The organism is Tabrizicola sp., from assembly GCF_030373185.1.
Taxonomy (GTDB): domain Bacteria; phylum Pseudomonadota; class Alphaproteobacteria; order Rhodobacterales; family Rhodobacteraceae; genus Tabrizicola.
Window position 1 is genome coordinate 25,154 of the sequence record NZ_JAUCZH010000007.1, and the last position, 14,977, is coordinate 40,130.

General features: G+C 63.5%; 14 protein-coding genes. 7 read left to right on the forward strand and 7 right to left on the reverse strand.

Translation table 11 applies throughout. The annotated features are described in order from the left end of the window. Positions 1-19 precede the first annotated feature (19 nt). Positions 20-1,618 carry a bifunctional metallophosphatase/5'-nucleotidase gene (locus QUV21_RS13525; RefSeq protein WP_300855660.1) on the reverse strand — a complete coding sequence of 533 codons (1,599 nt, stop codon included), beginning with the start codon at positions 1,616-1,618 and terminating at the stop codon, positions 20-22. 152 nt (positions 1,619-1,770) lie between these two features. Here QUV21_RS13525 and QUV21_RS13530 point away from each other — a divergent pair, with 152 nt between their 5' ends. Then, positions 1,771-2,109, forward strand: coding sequence for a DUF952 domain-containing protein (locus QUV21_RS13530; protein ID WP_300855661.1), 339 nt, complete (start codon positions 1,771-1,773; stop codon positions 2,107-2,109). Then, entirely contained in the window at positions 2,106-3,167 is a 1,062-nt protein-coding gene (locus QUV21_RS13535) for a quinone-dependent dihydroorotate dehydrogenase (RefSeq protein ID WP_300855662.1), read from the forward strand. The genes QUV21_RS13530 and QUV21_RS13535 overlap by 4 nt, the downstream gene beginning before the upstream one ends. A gap of 167 nt (positions 3,168-3,334) precedes the next feature. On the opposite strand, the gene QUV21_RS13540 is transcribed toward QUV21_RS13535, so the two are convergent. The 5 genes from QUV21_RS13540 to QUV21_RS13560 form a co-directional block, all read right to left on the reverse strand. Then, positions 3,335-3,571 carry an Lrp/AsnC ligand binding domain-containing protein gene (locus QUV21_RS13540; RefSeq protein ID WP_300855663.1) on the reverse strand — a complete coding sequence of 79 codons (237 nt, stop codon included), beginning with the start codon at positions 3,569-3,571 and terminating at the stop codon, positions 3,335-3,337. 55 nt (positions 3,572-3,626) lie between these two features. Beyond that, positions 3,627-5,150, reverse strand: coding sequence for an AAA family ATPase (locus QUV21_RS13545; RefSeq protein ID WP_300855664.1), 1,524 nt, complete (start codon positions 5,148-5,150; stop codon positions 3,627-3,629). Between the two features lie 57 nt (positions 5,151-5,207). Next, positions 5,208-5,396: a hypothetical protein gene (locus QUV21_RS13550; RefSeq protein WP_300855665.1), complete on the reverse strand. Its 189-nt coding sequence runs from the start codon at positions 5,394-5,396 to the stop codon at positions 5,208-5,210. Between the two features lie 151 nt (positions 5,397-5,547). Beyond that, the gene (gene ccrA / locus QUV21_RS13555; RefSeq protein WP_300856071.1) at positions 5,548-6,840 is read right to left on the reverse strand and encodes a crotonyl-CoA carboxylase/reductase; all 1,293 of its coding nucleotides are present in this window, start codon (positions 6,838-6,840) and stop codon (positions 5,548-5,550) included. Positions 6,841-6,973: 133 nt separating this feature from the next. Then, on the reverse strand, positions 6,974-8,308 hold the full coding sequence (locus QUV21_RS13560; RefSeq protein ID WP_300855666.1) for a 1-acyl-sn-glycerol-3-phosphate acyltransferase: 1,335 nt from the start codon (positions 8,306-8,308) through the stop codon (positions 6,974-6,976). A gap of 183 nt (positions 8,309-8,491) precedes the next feature. On the opposite strand from QUV21_RS13560, the gene QUV21_RS13565 reads away from it, so the two are divergent. From QUV21_RS13565 to QUV21_RS13585, 5 genes are all read left to right on the forward strand, one after another. After that, positions 8,492-10,462 carry a protein meaA gene (locus tag QUV21_RS13565; RefSeq protein WP_300855667.1) on the forward strand — a complete coding sequence of 657 codons (1,971 nt, stop codon included), beginning with the start codon at positions 8,492-8,494 and terminating at the stop codon, positions 10,460-10,462. Between the two features lie 118 nt (positions 10,463-10,580). Continuing rightward, positions 10,581-10,934, forward strand: coding sequence for a DUF6455 family protein (locus QUV21_RS13570; protein ID WP_300855668.1), 354 nt, complete (start codon positions 10,581-10,583; stop codon positions 10,932-10,934). Positions 10,935-11,098: 164 nt separating this feature from the next. Beyond that, positions 11,099-11,803, forward strand: a complete 705-nt coding sequence (gene deoD / locus QUV21_RS13575; RefSeq protein ID WP_300855669.1) for a purine-nucleoside phosphorylase — start codon at positions 11,099-11,101, stop codon at positions 11,801-11,803. Further along, positions 11,800-13,122, forward strand: coding sequence for an aminotransferase class I/II-fold pyridoxal phosphate-dependent enzyme (locus tag QUV21_RS13580; protein WP_300855670.1), 1,323 nt, complete (start codon positions 11,800-11,802; stop codon positions 13,120-13,122). Before deoD ends, QUV21_RS13580 begins: the two co-directional genes overlap by 4 nt. Beyond that, positions 13,119-14,102 (forward strand): aldo/keto reductase, encoded by a 984-nt coding sequence (locus tag QUV21_RS13585; RefSeq protein WP_300855671.1) that lies wholly within the window; start codon positions 13,119-13,121, stop codon positions 14,100-14,102. The genes QUV21_RS13580 and QUV21_RS13585 overlap by 4 nt, the downstream gene beginning before the upstream one ends. On the opposite strand, the gene QUV21_RS13590 is transcribed toward QUV21_RS13585, so the two are convergent. Continuing rightward, the gene (locus QUV21_RS13590) at positions 14,093-14,959 is read right to left on the reverse strand and encodes a DUF1989 domain-containing protein (RefSeq protein WP_300855672.1); all 867 of its coding nucleotides are present in this window, start codon (positions 14,957-14,959) and stop codon (positions 14,093-14,095) included. The genes QUV21_RS13585 and QUV21_RS13590 overlap by 10 nt on opposite strands. Positions 14,960-14,977: the final 18 nt, after the last annotated feature.

Genomic DNA, 14,977 nt, shown 5'->3' on the forward strand with positions numbered 1-14,977 from the left:
AAGGGGAGAGGCCAGGTCACTACTTCCGGGTGATCCGCCCGTCAGTCATTGGCGTGTAGGGGCCGACCTTGGCCATGTATTCGGCGGTTACATCCGCAAGGTCAGGGCCAAAGTCATAGGCGTTGGCCGCGTCGATGAACATCCGGTAGCCATCGCCACCGCCCCGGACATAGTTGTTCGACACCACCTTGTAGCTGGCCGCCGGATCAATCGGCGCCCAGGCATCGCCCGCCATGACCAGCACATCAGACACCCTTGCTCCGGCAGGCTGGGCCGGATCGAACGTGTATTTCAGCCCGGCCACCTGTGGGAAGCGGCCCGCGCCATCTTCCACCTGACTGACCCCGTTTTCCAGCGCCGCCACGACGGTTGCACCCGTGACCTCGAAGGTCGACAGCGTGTTCTGGAACGGCAGGACCGACAGCACCTCGCCCATCGTTACCGGGCCTGCATCAATGCTGGACCGCACCCCGCCACCATTCTGGATCGCAATTGTCACGCCCTGATCGGCCACCCGGTCCAGCATCGCTTCGGCAACAAGATTGCCCATCGGACATTCCAGCGCCCGGCAGGTTTCACGGCTGCCGTCGATATCAGCGGTGCTTTCGGCCACCACCTTGTTCTTCAACTCTTCGATCGGCGCGCCCATTTCCTTGACCCGCGCCTCGATCTCGGGGGCTGGCACCACGCTGGCATCCAGAAGGATCGTGTCACCTTCCGCGAATTTCAGGTTCCCCGCGTCGTCGAAAGTCAGCACCAGATGGCCTACATACTTCGAATAGGCATAGGCCTGCACCACCGGCACCAGCGCCCCGTTCTGCCCATCAACCCAGGTCGGATAGGCCCCTACCCGCTTTGGATCCTTTGAAGACAGCAAGGTGTGCGAATGACCGCCCACGACCGCATCAATCCCCGGAACTGCGGCGGCGATTTCCATGTCCTTGAAGATGCCCACATGGTTCAGCGCGATGATCTTGGTCACGCCGTCCGCCTCCAGAGACGCGACATCAGCACCCAGACTGTCGATTTCATCCTGAAAGATGATCGACGGGCCAGGGCTGGAGGTGTCTACAGTATCGGTGGCCAAGGCCGAGATGATCCCGATCTTCTCGCCACCGACCTCCAGCACGACATGGTTCTGAATCCGCCCGGCCAGCACATTGTCCTGGCTGCTGTCAATATTTCCGCTGATCACAGGGAAACTGACCTTGTCCAGAAAATCAGCCAGCCCTTGCGGCCCGTCGTCAAATTCGTGGTTGCCCACGGCCATCGCATCAAAGCCGATCTTTTCCATGAACTCGGCCTCGGCCGCGCCCTTGTAGGTGGTGTAGAACAGGCTGCCCTGAAACTGGTCGCCCGCGTCCAGCACGATGACATTGCCGCCCTCGGCCTTTACCGCATCACGCAACTCGTTGATCTTGGTCGCCACCCGCGCGATGCCGCCAAAGCATTTGTTCTCGGCCGCATCCTCGGCTGAACAGGTGCTGTCAAACGCGTTCACCGCCTCCATCCGACTGTGCAGATCGTTGATATGGATGACATGCAGCGTGTAATCCGCCTGCGCCATGCCCGCCATCAGCGCCAGACCAGCGCTGCTGGTGAAGAATATTTTCCGCATCGAATGCTCCCGCCTTGGTTTTACCCGATCAGCCTGACTCTGCCGCACGACAGAGTCAAAGCATTGTCGCCCTTCATTCCACCACACCCAACCCTTCCGCATCCCCGTGCTGACGGATTGACCCCGCGCCCGGCACAAGGCAAAAGCGCGCCATGCTTATCCTGAAGATCCTCCGCCGCTCTGAATGGGATGCTTTCCGCGCCGAAGGTCAGACATTGGGCGCGCCCGTGGATCTGGCTGATGGCTACATCCATTTTTCCACCGCCGCGCAGGTGGCCGAAACGGCGGCCAAGTGGTTTGCCACCGAAAGCGACCTTGTGCTCGTGGCCTTTGAATCCGACCGCCTTGGCCCGGCGCTGAAATGGGAACCCTCGCGCGGGGGGCAGTTGTTCCCCCACCTCTACCGGCCGTTGAGACTGGATGAGGTTGTCTGGGACAAATCCCTGCCACTTGGGGCCACGGGCCACATCTTCCCCGAGGGTCTGTGGTGAACCTGAGCGAACGCGCGGGTCTGGCGCTGCTGCACCGCCTTGATCCCGAACGCGCTCATGGCCTTTCCCTGATCGCGCTGCAAACCGGCCTTGCCCCGCTGCCCGGCCCAGTTGCCCTGCCACGCCTTGCCTGCACCCTTGCCGGGATGCGGCTTCTCAATCCCGTTGGGCTTGCCGCCGGTTTTGACAAGAACGCGACCGTGATCGGCCCGTTGTCGCGCGCCGGTTTCGGCTTCATCGAGGTCGGTGCCGCCACCCCCCTGCCGCAACCCGGCAACCCGAAACCCCGCCTGTTCCGACTGACCGAAGACCGCGCCGCGATCAACCGTTTCGGCTTCAACAATGACGGGATGGAGGCAATCGCCGCCCGCCTTGCCCGGCGCAGCCGCGGCAGCGTCCCTGTGGGCCTGAACCTTGGTGCCAACAAGACCTCGGACAACCGTGCCGCCGATTTTGCCCGCGTTCTGGCAAGCTGCGGCCCCTATGTCGATTTCGCGACAGTGAACGTCAGTTCCCCCAACACCGAAAAATTGCGCGACCTGCAAGGCCCCGCCGCCCTTGCAGCCCTCTTGGCCGGAGTGATGGAGGCGCGTGCCGCCCTGCCAACCCCGATCCCGGTCTTCCTGAAGATCGCCCCTGACCTGACCGCCGATGAACTGGCCCAGATCGCAGAAGTGGCGCTGTCTTCCGGCCTTGCGGGGATCATCGCGACAAACACCACGCTGTCACGCGAAGGTCTGAAATCTGCAAGCCGGGGTGAACAAGGCGGGCTTTCGGGTGCGCCCTTGTTCGAAAAGTCCACCCGCGTGCTGGCGCAGCTTTCGCTGCTGACCGATGGCAGACTGCCCTTGATCGGCGTGGGCGGCATCGCCTCGGCCGAAGACGCCTACGCCAAGATCCGCGCCGGGGCCTCGGCGGTGCAGCTTTACACCGCGATGGTCTATGAGGGGCTGTCGCTGGTTCCCCGCATTGCCAAAGGCCTTGACGCCCTGCTGGCCCGTGATGGCTTTGCGCATGTCAGTGATGCGACAGCAACCAACCGCAGCGCTTGGCTCTGACCACCGGATAGTGAATCGAGCGCCTTGCGGCGCAATCCCTTGTCTCGCCTCTGCGCGAACCGGCGAGGCGCAGCCCCCGGCGGGAGGATTTGAAAAAGCGCAAATCACGGGCTTTGCTCTTTTCGGAAATGCTCCGGGGGGTGCAGGGGGCTGGCCCCCGCCGCGTTTCAGAACGCCTTGAAGGTCATCGTGGTCAAGGTGCGCTGGATGCCCGGTATATCGAAAAGCCTTGAAGACAGATAATGCCCCACGTCCTGCTCATCGGGGATGTAGACTTTGGCGATCAGGTCGTAATCGCCACTGGTGGAATACATCTCGGAGACCACTTCACGGTCCCAGATCGTGTTGGCGACCTCATAGGTCATGCCGGGCGTGCAGCGGAACTGGACGAACACCAAGGCCATCGGACCCTCCCTTTTTCGCGGACAGCGTAAACCGGCGGGCCAGCAAGGAAAAGCCTTACTCGGCGCTGCCCAGCGTCAGGGGCGCGGGTTCGCGCTTGAGATCATCCACCGTCAGTGGCCCCGTGGGACGGGCCAGCCGGTTGCGGACCACCCAGTAAAGCCGGGTCTGCGCCCGGGTGATCGCTACATAGGCAAGACGTTTCCACAATGGCACACCAGCTTCGCTTCGCCCCGACTGGGCGGCGGCGTAAAGGTCGGGGGCGAAGACCTGCACCGCGTCCCACTGGCTGCCTTGCGCCTTATGGATCGTGACCGCCGCGCCGTGCAGAAACGCCGCCCCCATCCGGGCGGCATGGGGGATGAAGGGTTCTTCCTCATCCGGCTTTTCGATCTTGATGATCGACGCGGCCGAGACCTGAGGCTCTTCCGCCCCCACCACATGCAGCTTGGCAAAGCCTTCGCGGTTGCCTTCCCCCAGATAGATCACCTGCGCGCCCTTGATCAGACCGCGCGCTTCAAGGTCGATCCGTTTCTTGCGGTGCTTCAGCGGCAGTTCGATCCCGTCGCAGATCAAGGGCTCACCGGGCAAAAGCTGGTCTTCCGGCGCGCCATAGGCGTTGCGGAACGCCTGTATCAGCCGCACCCGCGTGGCATTGCGCCACACAAGAACCGGAGACCGAGCCATCAGTTCCGCTTCTACCCGTTCGGCCCAGACCACCCGGTCATCGGCCTGCGCCTTTTCCGCGACCAGAGCCTCGAAATCATCAAACCCCATCCGCTCATCGGCCAGCGCATGCGCAAGATCAAGGATCGGGTTATCCTCTGCCTGCCGGTGGATGCGGCTGAGCGTCAGCTTCCGGCTGTCGCCCAGCTTGTCAAAAACCATCTCGCCCGATGCGCCGACCGGGGCCAGCTGCGCCGGATCGCCAAACAGCACCAGCACCGGAAAGATCTCGCGAAGATCCCCCAGCGCGCGCTCGTCCAGCATTGAGGATTCGTCGACAAAGCCCACGTCCAGCGGTTCTTCCCGACGCTTCCAGCCCTTGATGAAATCGCTGCCCTTCAGGCCCGCCGCCGCAAGCGCGCCGGGGATCGAGGCCACCTGGCTGTAGAACGCATGCGCCCGGTCCAGCGCCAGATCAGTCAGCCCTTCCACCGTCGGACGCGGGCCGGTGCCAGCCAGCCATTCGGCGATCTTTTCATACTGCGGGTCATAGACTGGCGTATAAAGGATGCGGTGGATCGTGGTGGCAGGCACACCGCGCAAGCGCAGCACCGAAGCGGCCTTGTTCGTGGGCGCCAGAATTGCCAGCGTCCGGCGGTCCTTGCGCTTTCGCCCCTCGTATTCGCCCGAGACGATCTCGACCCCGGCCGCTTTCATGCTGCGATACATTTCGGCAAGCAGCATGGTCTTGCCAGAGCCCGCCTTGCCCACCACGGCCAGAACCGTGGCCTTGCCTTCGGTCATAGGCGTGGTCACACCCTTTGCAAGGTCGATGCCATGACCGACAAGCGCCGCTGTCAGACGGTCAAAGGCCTCGGCCTGGTCATCGGAAAAAGTAAGCGCGGGGGCCTGCATCGCCCGACCATAACCGCCCGCGCGGGCAAGCGTAAGGCCCAGACCTGCTCCAGCCGCTTAATGCACCCGTCGCCGCACCCGGAACGTGTCAGGGTCAAGACCAGCCGCCTCGGCCTCGATTGCCGCAATCTCTCGCCGGGCCAAATCCAGCGCTTCCGCGACCTTCAACGCAAGCTCTGGCAGGTCATTGGCGGCGGCATAGGTCTGCAAATCTGCCAGAACATCAATAATCCAGTCATGGCGCATGAAACCCTCGGGCGAACAAAGTGCAACGGCACCCGCACCCTCTTGCCAGCCCGCCGTCCTGCGACAGCGGGCGTGGCCAAGGACAGACAGCGGACCCTTCTGACGATACAGATACGGCCCTTCCGGTAAATCCTTGATTAATGGCCGAGGCTTATCGCCCCTTGCTTGCCTCCAGCGTGTCTTCGAACGTGCGCAGCCCGGTGCGTGGGGCCTGCACCAGAACCGCCATGTTCCCCGGCTTGTGCTGGTTCTTCCACATCAGCGTATGCGCCCGCGGAATTTCGGCCCAGGGGAAGACTTCGGACATGCAAGGGTCCAGCCTGCGTTCAACCATCAGATTGTTGGCGCTGGCCGCCTGTTTCAGATGGGCGAAGTGGCTGCCTTGCAGACGCTTTTGATGCATCCACATGTAGCGCACGTCGAAAGTGCAGTTGAAGCCGGTGGTCCCCGCACAGATTACCACCATGCCGCCCTTCTTGCACACCAGTGACGACACCGGGAAGGTCGCCTCGCCAGGGTGTTCGAAGACCATGTCGACGTTCACACCCTTGCCGGTGATGTCCCAGATCGCCTTGCCAAAGCGCCGCGCCTCTTTCAGCCAGATGTTGTATTCATCGCTGCCCACTGCGGGCAACTGGCCCCAGCACTTGAAGTCGTTGCGGTTGATCACGCCCTTGGCACCCAGCGACATGACGAAGTCGCGCTTCGTCTCATCGCTGATGACGCCGATCGCATTGGCCCCCGCGGTGTTGATCAGCTGGATCGCATATGACCCAAGCCCCCCAGACGCGCCCCAGACCAGCACATTCTGCCCCGGTTTCAGATCATGCGGTTCATGCCCGAACAGCATCCGGTAGGCGGTGGCCAGCGTCAGCGTGTAGCAGGCCGATTCCTCCCAGGTCAGGTGCTTTGGCCGGGGCATAAGCTGCTGCGCCTGCACCCGGGTGAATTGCGCGAAAGAGCCGTCCGGCGTCTCATAGCCCCAGATCCGCTGGCTGGGCGAATACATCGGGTCGCCGCCGTTGCATTCCTCATCGTCGCCGTCGTCCTGATTGCAGTGGATCACCACCTCATCGCCGACCTTCCAGCGCTTCACCTTGTCGCCCACCGCCCAGACAATGCCCGCCGCGTCCGAGCCAGCAATGTGGAAGGCCGCCTTGTGACCGTCAAACGGGCTGATCGGCTGGCCAAGCCCGGCCCAGACGCCGTTGTAGTTGACGCCCGCCGCCATCACCAGAACCAGCACCTCGTGGCTGTCGATGGTCCAGGTGTCAACGACCTCTTGCTGCATCGCAACATCCGGGGCTCCGTGGCGTTCGCGCCGGATCGCCCAGGCATACATCTGCTTTGGCACATGGCCCAAGGGCGGCATTTCGCCCAGTTCATACAAGTCTTTCTTCGGCGCGTCGTAGATCGCGGGTGCAGATTGCGTATCCAAAGCCAAACCAGCCTCCATCTGTCATGCCGCGCCGCAGAATCGGCGCGCCTCAAGATGGAGATAATATTCTTGCGCGCAACTTTGCAATAGCCTGATTGGCTGTTTTTGTAATTTTATGTCTGCGGCATCGCAGCAAGACTCAGGATGAAGGGACAGAGGCCGCGTAGAAGTCCAGCAGTCGGCGTTCGGCTGCAACGGGCTGCAAACTCTCAGTCACCAGCCCCCGCGCGATCAGCGGCGTCAGCCCTTCGTCCAGCACCGCCGAAAGACCCTGTGGCGGCAGCTTCAACACCGCCCCCGCCGCCTGCAACCGGCCGACCAGCGCCTCGACCCGCGCGGCCAGTTCTTCGCGCGATGCAGCACCATCGCCCAGCGCCCGGGCAACCAAAGGCACTGGCAAGACCGGCACGACCCTTGAGATCGCGGCCATCAGATGCGCGCCAAGACCTTCGACCGTGCCATCCGCAGCCAGAAACCCGCGCAACGACACCGGGGCGCCAAAACCGGCGGCGGCGGTGCCAAAGCCCTTGAACCGCCCGCGCATCCGCTTCCACAGCACCCCCAGCGCGTGCCAGGCCACCCGCAAGGGCCGCACGCGGAACCGGCGCTTTTCCTGCCCGGCCGCCGCGACCAGCACCCGGTCCTCCAGCACCCGGTCATAGGCCAGCCCTACCGGCACAAAGACCACATCCCGCCCGGCAGGATCGAACCCCTCGACGATATAGCCCAGCAACCCCATCCGTGCCGGACCAACCCGGCCATCCAGCGACAGCCCCCCCTCGGGAAAGATGGCCTGGGTCGTCCCCTCCTCGGTTGCCATCTGCACATAGCGCGCCAGCACCCGGCGATAGAGCGCATTGCGGCTGCCGCGCCGGATGAAATAGGCCCCCATCGCCCGGATCATCGCGCTCAGCGGCCAGACATGCGCCCATTCGCCAACCGCATAAGACAGCGCCGCCCGATCCGCGACCAGCCAGGTGATCAGCACATAATCGACGTTGGACCGGTGGTTCATCACAAAGATCACCGTGGCGCGGGAGTCGACTTGGGCCAACGCCCCATCAACCTTGCCGACCCGCACCCGGTAGAGCATCCGGCTTAGCCACTTTGCCGCCTGCGTCGCAAAGCCAAAGTAAAGCGTGGCCGAAAACCCCGGCACGATCTCGCGCGCATAGCGCCGGGCTTCCTCGAAGGCCACCTCGCCCGGCACACCCGTTTCCGCCGCATGCGCCATCGCGGCCTCTACCACCTTCGGGTCATAGGCCAGCCGCGCCACCATGTCCGACCGCCGCGCCAGCTTGAACAGGTCGATCTTGCGGTCCAGCCGCGCGTTCAGACGTGACAAGGCGCGCTCGGCCCGGCGGCGAAAGAACCAGCGCACCGATGGAAACAGGAAATGCGTCGCAAAGCTGACCGTGGCAAAACCAAGGATCAGGATCAAAAGCCAGACCGGAACCGCCACTGTGCCAAACATGCCCCCAACCTAGCCCATCCCCCCCCTGCCGCAATGCCTTTGCTCTTTTTACAAATACTCCGGGGGTGCGGGGGCTGGCCCCCGCTTCGCCCTCGCCGCAGCGCAGCGATTGACATTGGCATGATCTGTCGCGTATCTCATCTCTGACGCAATAATATTACGCACCGAAACCACGAGGCACAGATGACCAAAGACGCCCAGAAGGATTCGCCCTGGCTCTTCCGCACCTATGCCGGCCATTCCACTGCCGCCGCCTCGAATGCGCTCTACCGGGGGAACCTTGCCAAAGGGCAGACCGGTCTTTCCGTCGCATTCGATCTGCCCACCCAGACCGGCTATGACAGCGACGATCCCCGCTCCAGGGGCGAGGTCGGCAAGGTCGGCGTTCCCGTCGCCCACCTCGGCGACATGCGCGCGCTCTTTCAGGACATTCCCCTGGAACAGATGAACACCTCGATGACGATCAACGCCACCGCCCCTTGGCTTCTGGCGCTCTATATCGCCGTGGCCGAAGAACAGGGCGCCGACACCACCAGACTGCAAGGCACCGTCCAGAACGACATCATCAAGGAATACCTTTCGCGCGGCACCTATATCCTGCCGCCCGAACCGTCGCTGCGCCTGATCACCGATGTTGCCGCCTACACCGGCCAGCATCTGCCGAAATGGAACCCGATGAACGTTTGCAGCTACCACCTGCAAGAGGCCGGGGCGACGCCGGAACAGGAACTCGCCTTCGCGCTGGCCACCGCCTGCGCAGTGCTGGATGATCTGAAAGTGAAAGTTTCACCCGCAGATTTCCCCATGATGGCGGGCAGAATGTCGTTTTTTGTCAATGCCGGCATCCGCTTCGTGACCGAGCTTTGCAAGATGCGTGCCTTTGTCGCCCTGTGGGATGACCTGCTGGAATCGCGCTATGGCATCACCGACCCGAAATTCCGCCGCTTCCGCTATGGCGTGCAGGTCAACTCCCTCGGCCTCACCGAACAGCAGCCCGAAAACAACGTCTACCGCATCCTGATCGAGATGCTGGCCGTCACCTTGTCAAAGAGCGCCCGCGCACGTGCTGTCCAGCTTCCGGCGTGGAACGAGGCGCTGGGTCTGCCGCGCCCGTTTGACCAGCAGTGGTCGCTTCGGATGCAGCAGATCCTCGCCTATGAAACCGACCTTCTGGAATATGATGACCTCTTTGACGGCAACCCCGCAATCGACCGCAAGGTCGCGGCGCTGAAGGCCGGCGCGTTGGAGGAGCTTGCCCATATCGACGCCATGGGCGGGGCGGTCGCGGCCATCGGCTACATGAAATCCCGGCTGGTGGAAGCGAACGCCGACCGCCTTGCCCGGATCGAAAGCGGCGAAACGACCGTTGTCGGTGTCAACCGCTTCACCACCTTCGAACCCTCGCCCCTGACCACCGGGGAAGGCGCGATCATGCAGGCGGATCCAAAGGCCGAGGCTGACCAATGCGCCCGCCTTGCCCAGTGGCGCGCGACCCGCGATCCGCAAGCTGTTACCGCCGCCCTTGCCGCGCTGCGGCAGGCCGCGCAAAGCGGGCAGAACATCATGCCTGCCTCTGTCGCCTGCGCGAAGGCAGGCGTCACGACCGGCGAATGGGGCGGGGCGATGCGCGCGCTTTACGGTGAATACCGCGCCCCGACCGGCGTCAGCCAGAACCCCTCGAACCGCACCGAGGGGCTGGAGCCGGTCCGCGATGCCGTGGCCTCGGTTGCAGCGAAACTGGGCCACCCGCTGCGACTGCTGCTTGGCAAACCCGGGCTTGACGGCCATTCCAACGGCGCGGAACAGATCGCCACCCGCGCCCGCGATTGCGGGATGGAGATCACCTATGACGGCATCCGCCTGACCCCGGCCGAAATCGTCGCCGCCGCCGCCGAACGCAAGCCCGACGTGATCGGTCTGTCCATCCTGTCGGGCAGCCATGTGGCCCTGATCCGCGAAACGCTGGACCTGCTGGCCGCGGCCGGCCTGTCGCAGACGCCACTGGTCGTCGGTGGCATCATCCCCGATGACGACGCCCGAACACTGACCGCCATGGGTGTGGCCCGGGTCTACACGCCAAAGGATTTCCAGCTGAACCAGATCATGCTGGACCTTGTCACCCTTGCCGACCCCTCACCCGTGGCCGCCGAATAAGTAGCTAAGATCTGACGCATTCAGTCTGGCAAGACCGGGGCCGGATTGATGCAGGTCAAGCCAGAAACCGACTGTTGCGCATAGGCTTCACTGGCAAGCAACGTCAGGAACCCATGCCATGCTGGACCGAGTCCGAACCCTGATCCATCGCCTCAAAGAGGTCAGCGAGGTCAACAACCTTTCTGACCGTGACCTTCACGACCTTGGAATAAGCCGCGCGCAGGTGCTGAAGTTTCTGGACATGCCGCCCGACATCAACGACCGCGTCAAGGCTATGGGCGCGATCTTTGGTATTCCCGAATCCACCCTGAAGGCGGATCAGGGGCAGTGGCTGGACCTTCTGACCACCTGCGGCCAATGCTCCGACCGGCAGGCCTGTTCTCATGCGCTTGACCGGGGGGCCGACCCGTCCGAATGCGGCTTTTGCGGCAATCATCAGGTCTTTGCCGGCCTGTCGCCCCACGCCGCCTGATCCGCAGCCCGTTGCCCTCTTGCGCAGCCCGTCGCACCCCGCCTTAATGCGGGGTGGGGCTTCCGTCTGTCTTCCTCAGGGGAAGACGAAAGGAAGACGAAAGGAAGACTGGCAAAACAGCGGATTTTCAGGTGCTTAACCCTGAGTCCGGCAGAAGGGAAATCATGACGGTCCACATCGGCGCAAAACCCGGCGACATTGCCGAAACCGTCCTCATGCCGGGCGACCCCTACCGCGCCCGCTGGGCGGCGCAGACTTTCCTCAAGGATGCGGTTCTGGTCAATGAGGTCCGGGGGATGCTGGGCTATACTGGCACATGGAACGGCCACCGCGTCACGATCCACGGCTCTGGCATGGGGATGCCGTCGCTGTCGATCTATGCCAACGAACTGATCCGCGACTATGGCGCCAAGACCCTGATCCGCATCGGCTCTGCGGGCGCCTTGCCCGAACATGTCAAAGTGCGCGATGTGATCCTTGCGCAGACCTGCTCCACGCTCGGCTCCCCCTCCCGCGCGATCTTCCGCGAACTGAACTTCGCCCCTTGCTCCGATTTTGACCTGCTGTCAAAGGCTTACAGTGCCGCCAAGGCCCGCGGCACACCCGTCCATGTCGGCGGCATCTACTCCTCCGACACCTTTTACGACGAACGCCCCGACCTTTGGGCGGAACTGACCCGCCACGGCTGCCTGGGCGTGGAAATGGAGGCGGCCGAGCTATACATGGTCGCCGCCCGCCACGGCGCGCGCGCGCTTGCCATCCTCACCGTCTCGGATCACATCGCCACGGGCGAGGCGCTGCCGTCGGATCAGCGCGAAACCAGCTTTGGCGCCATGGTCGAAATCGCACTGGAAGCGGCTTTCGCATGACCCACCTTGCCCCCCGCCCCTGGGTTCCCAGAGCCTGCGAAGATTACATCCAGCGCCTTGCCACCAAGGCCGCACAACCTTCGGCCGATGTTGCCGCGCGGATAGACCAACTGATTGACCGCAATCTTGAAATCCATGACCGCGACTGCTTCAACCTGAACCCCGCGACCAACGTGATGAACCCGAGGGCCGAGGCAGCGCTGGCCCGTGGCCTTGGGTCACGTCCGTCGCTTGGCTACCCCGGCGACAAGTATGAGATGGGGCTGGAGGCGATCGAGGAAATCGAGGTGATCACCGCCGAACTTGCGGCCGAGATCTTCGGGGCGAAATATGCCGAAATCCGTGTCGGATCAGGGGCCTTGGCCAATCTTTACGGCTTCATGGCGCTGGCGAAACCCGGCGACAGCATCATCGCGCCCTCCGGCAGCATCGGCGGCCACGTTACCCACCACGCTGCTGGCTGCGCGGGGCTTTACGGGCTGACCACCCACGCCGCACCCATTGACGCAGACGGCTATACCCTTGATCTTGCAGCGCTTCATGACCTCGCCCACGCCACACGCACCAAGATCATCACCGTCGGCGGCAGTCTGAACCTGTTCCCGCATCCGGTGGCCGAGGTGCGCAAGATCGCCGATCAGGTCGGTGCGAAGGTTCTCTTTGATGCAGCCCACCAATGCGGCATCATCGCGGGCGGGGTCTGGGCCAACCCATTGACCGAAGGCGCGCATCTGATGACGATGAGCACCTACAAATCCCTCGGCGGCCCGGCTGGCGGCCTGATCGTGACCAATGACGCCGAGATCGCCGAACGGCTTGACGCCATCGCCTTCCCCGGCATGACCGCCAACTTCGATGCCGCGAAATCGGCTGCACTTGCGCTGACGCTTCTGGACTGGCGCGACCATGGCCGGGCCTATGCCAAGGCGATGGCCGATCTGTCGCGCGCCCTTGCGCAAGAGCTTCTCAACCTGGGCCTGCCCGTCTATGCGGGGGATCGCGGCGCCACCACATCGCACCAGTTCGCCATCGAAGCCGCAGCTTTCGGTGGCGGACAGGCCGCATCGAAGACCTTGCGCAAGGCCGGGTTTCTGGCTTGCGGCATCGGTCTGCCGATCCCCGATGTCCCGGGTGACCTGAACGGCTTGCGCATCGGCACGCCGGAACTTGTCCGCCGCGGCGTCACCCCAGCCGATGCCCCGGATCTCGCTGCCCTGATCGCGGAAGGCCTGCGTTCCAACGCCCCCGAAACCATCGCCCCCCGTACCCGCACCCTGCGCGCCGGGTTTCAGGGCCTGCATTACATGACGGTCTCATGAGAAAACGTCGCCTTGGCCTGAATGGCCCCAATGTATCCGCCCTTGGGCTTGGTTGCCTGTCTTTCGGCGGCATGTTCGGCCCAACGACCGAGGCTGAAAGTCTGCGCACGCTGGATGCGGCTTGGGATCACGGGATAGATTTCCTTGATACCGCAAATGGTTACGGCAAGGGCGTCAGCGAGATCGTGATCGGCAAATGGCTGGAAAGTCGGGGCCACCGCCCGCACATCGCGACCAAGGCCGCCTTCACCGACAACCCCGATCGCCGGATCGACAACCGGCCCGAGCATCTGCGGACGGAACTGGAAGGGTCGCTGAAACGGCTTGGGCTGGATCACGTCACGCTGTTCTACGCCCACCGCCACGACCCGCTGATCCCGGCCGAAGACCTTGCCGGAGCCATGCAACGGCTTGTCGAAGAAGGCAAAATCCTTGGCTACGGCCTGTCGGAGATTGCCCCCTATACGCTGGAACGCGCCCATGCGGTGCATCCGGTGATGGCGGTGCAGAACGAATACTCGCTCTGGACCCGGCAGCCCGAGATGGGGCTGATCCAGCGCTGTATGGCGCTTGGGGTGGCTTTTGTGCCGTTTTCGCCACTGGCGCGCGGGGTTTTCGGCACCCCGATGGCCGACCCCTCCACCTTCCCGCCCGGCGAATTCCGCACCCGGATCCCCCGGTTCTACCCGGAAAACTGGCCCAGCAACCTGTTGAAACTGCAGGCCTTCCACGCCTATGCGCAAGACCGCGGCTTTACCCCCGCCGCACTTGCGCTGGCATGGCTTCTGGACCGCGCTGGCCATCTGATCCCGATCCCCGGCACCAGAACCGCCGAACACCTTGCCGCATGGATCACTGCGCCCGAGATCGACCTGACCGATGAAGACCGCGAGGAGATCAACCGCATCCTTCCCGTCGGCTGGGCCTGGGGGGACCGCTACGACGATGCTCAGGCCGGAACAGTGGAACGCTATTCCTGACCGTGGCTGCGGTCATAGGCATTCGGCCCAGACGGGTGCCAGCCCACGGGTGGGGCCTTGGGCCTGAACACCTGAACCAGCAACGGATGACAGGCCGCCACGTCAGACGAATGTTCGGCCGAACAATCCCCTCCCGGGCAGGCTGACAGAACGCCCAGAAGATCAATTTCCGCCATGAATTCAAGGTAGTCACCGGGCCGCACCGGGCTGGCCTTCATGAAATACTGCCCGGTGTCGCGGGTAAAACCCGTGCACATGAAGACGTTCAGCACGTCATGCACATGCAGTTCCGCCGCATGCAGCGGCAGGCCGGTCTGCGCCGCCACCGCCCGCGTCAGGTTGGAATGGCAACAGTGGTGATACTGGTCACCGCCCGACAACAGCGCATGCGTGTAAGGGTCGCAGCGCGTGCCGATCACATCATGCACCGACCCGCCAAAGGTGTCGAACCCATACCAGTCAAGCGTATCATCCGTCACCGTCGCCATGGGCCGCAGATAAGGCAGGCACGACCACATCCGATCACCCGTTGACAGATGCGTGCCATGCAGCGCCCGGGTCTTGCCAGAGAAGAACCTTTCACCCAAGTTATTGGCCGCAAAGAGATTTAGGTCTCCAACCTGCGGCCCCTCGACGCTGATGATGCGGAAGAAATGCCCTGCCGGCACGTTGAAACAGCGCCCGTCGCGGGCGGGAACCAGCACTTCGGACACCAGCGACCAGCCGTCACGCGCGGCACGATATGCGGCAAGGTCCGGGGCGGGTAGCCCCTCGACCGGGTAGCAGATGACCGGGGCCACTGCCTTGCGTGCGGTGGCATCGGCGGGGACGGCATGGTCGGGTTTGTCTGGCTTCATCTTAGGCGGCTCCGGTTG

Bases quoted from the DNA above. Each gene is read 5' to 3' on its own strand.
- QUV21_RS13540 (WP_300855663.1), bottom strand. From the start codon at position 3,571: ATGGCCTTGGTGTTCGTCCAGTTCCGCTGCACGCCCGGCATGACCTAT.
- QUV21_RS13545 (WP_300855664.1), bottom strand. From the start codon at position 5,150: ATGCAGGCCCCCGCGCTTACTTTTTCCGATGACCAGGCCGAGGCCTTT.
- QUV21_RS13580 (WP_300855670.1), top strand. From the start codon at position 11,800: ATGACCCACCTTGCCCCCCGCCCCTGGGTTCCCAGAGCCTGCGAAGAT.
- QUV21_RS13570 (WP_300855668.1), top strand. From the start codon at position 10,581: ATGCTGGACCGAGTCCGAACCCTGATCCATCGCCTCAAAGAGGTCAGC.
- QUV21_RS13590 (WP_300855672.1), bottom strand. From the start codon at position 14,959: ATGAAGCCAGACAAACCCGACCATGCCGTCCCCGCCGATGCCACCGCA.
- QUV21_RS13550 (WP_300855665.1), bottom strand. From the start codon at position 5,396: ATGCGCCATGACTGGATTATTGATGTTCTGGCAGATTTGCAGACCTAT.
- QUV21_RS13560 (WP_300855666.1), bottom strand. From the start codon at position 8,308: ATGTTTGGCACAGTGGCGGTTCCGGTCTGGCTTTTGATCCTGATCCTT.
- QUV21_RS13525 (WP_300855660.1), bottom strand. From the start codon at position 1,618: ATGCGGAAAATATTCTTCACCAGCAGCGCTGGTCTGGCGCTGATGGCG.
- deoD (WP_300855669.1), top strand. From the start codon at position 11,099: ATGACGGTCCACATCGGCGCAAAACCCGGCGACATTGCCGAAACCGTC.
- QUV21_RS13530 (WP_300855661.1), top strand. From the start codon at position 1,771: ATGCTTATCCTGAAGATCCTCCGCCGCTCTGAATGGGATGCTTTCCGC.
- QUV21_RS13565 (WP_300855667.1), top strand. From the start codon at position 8,492: ATGACCAAAGACGCCCAGAAGGATTCGCCCTGGCTCTTCCGCACCTAT.
- QUV21_RS13585 (WP_300855671.1), top strand. From the start codon at position 13,119: ATGAGAAAACGTCGCCTTGGCCTGAATGGCCCCAATGTATCCGCCCTT.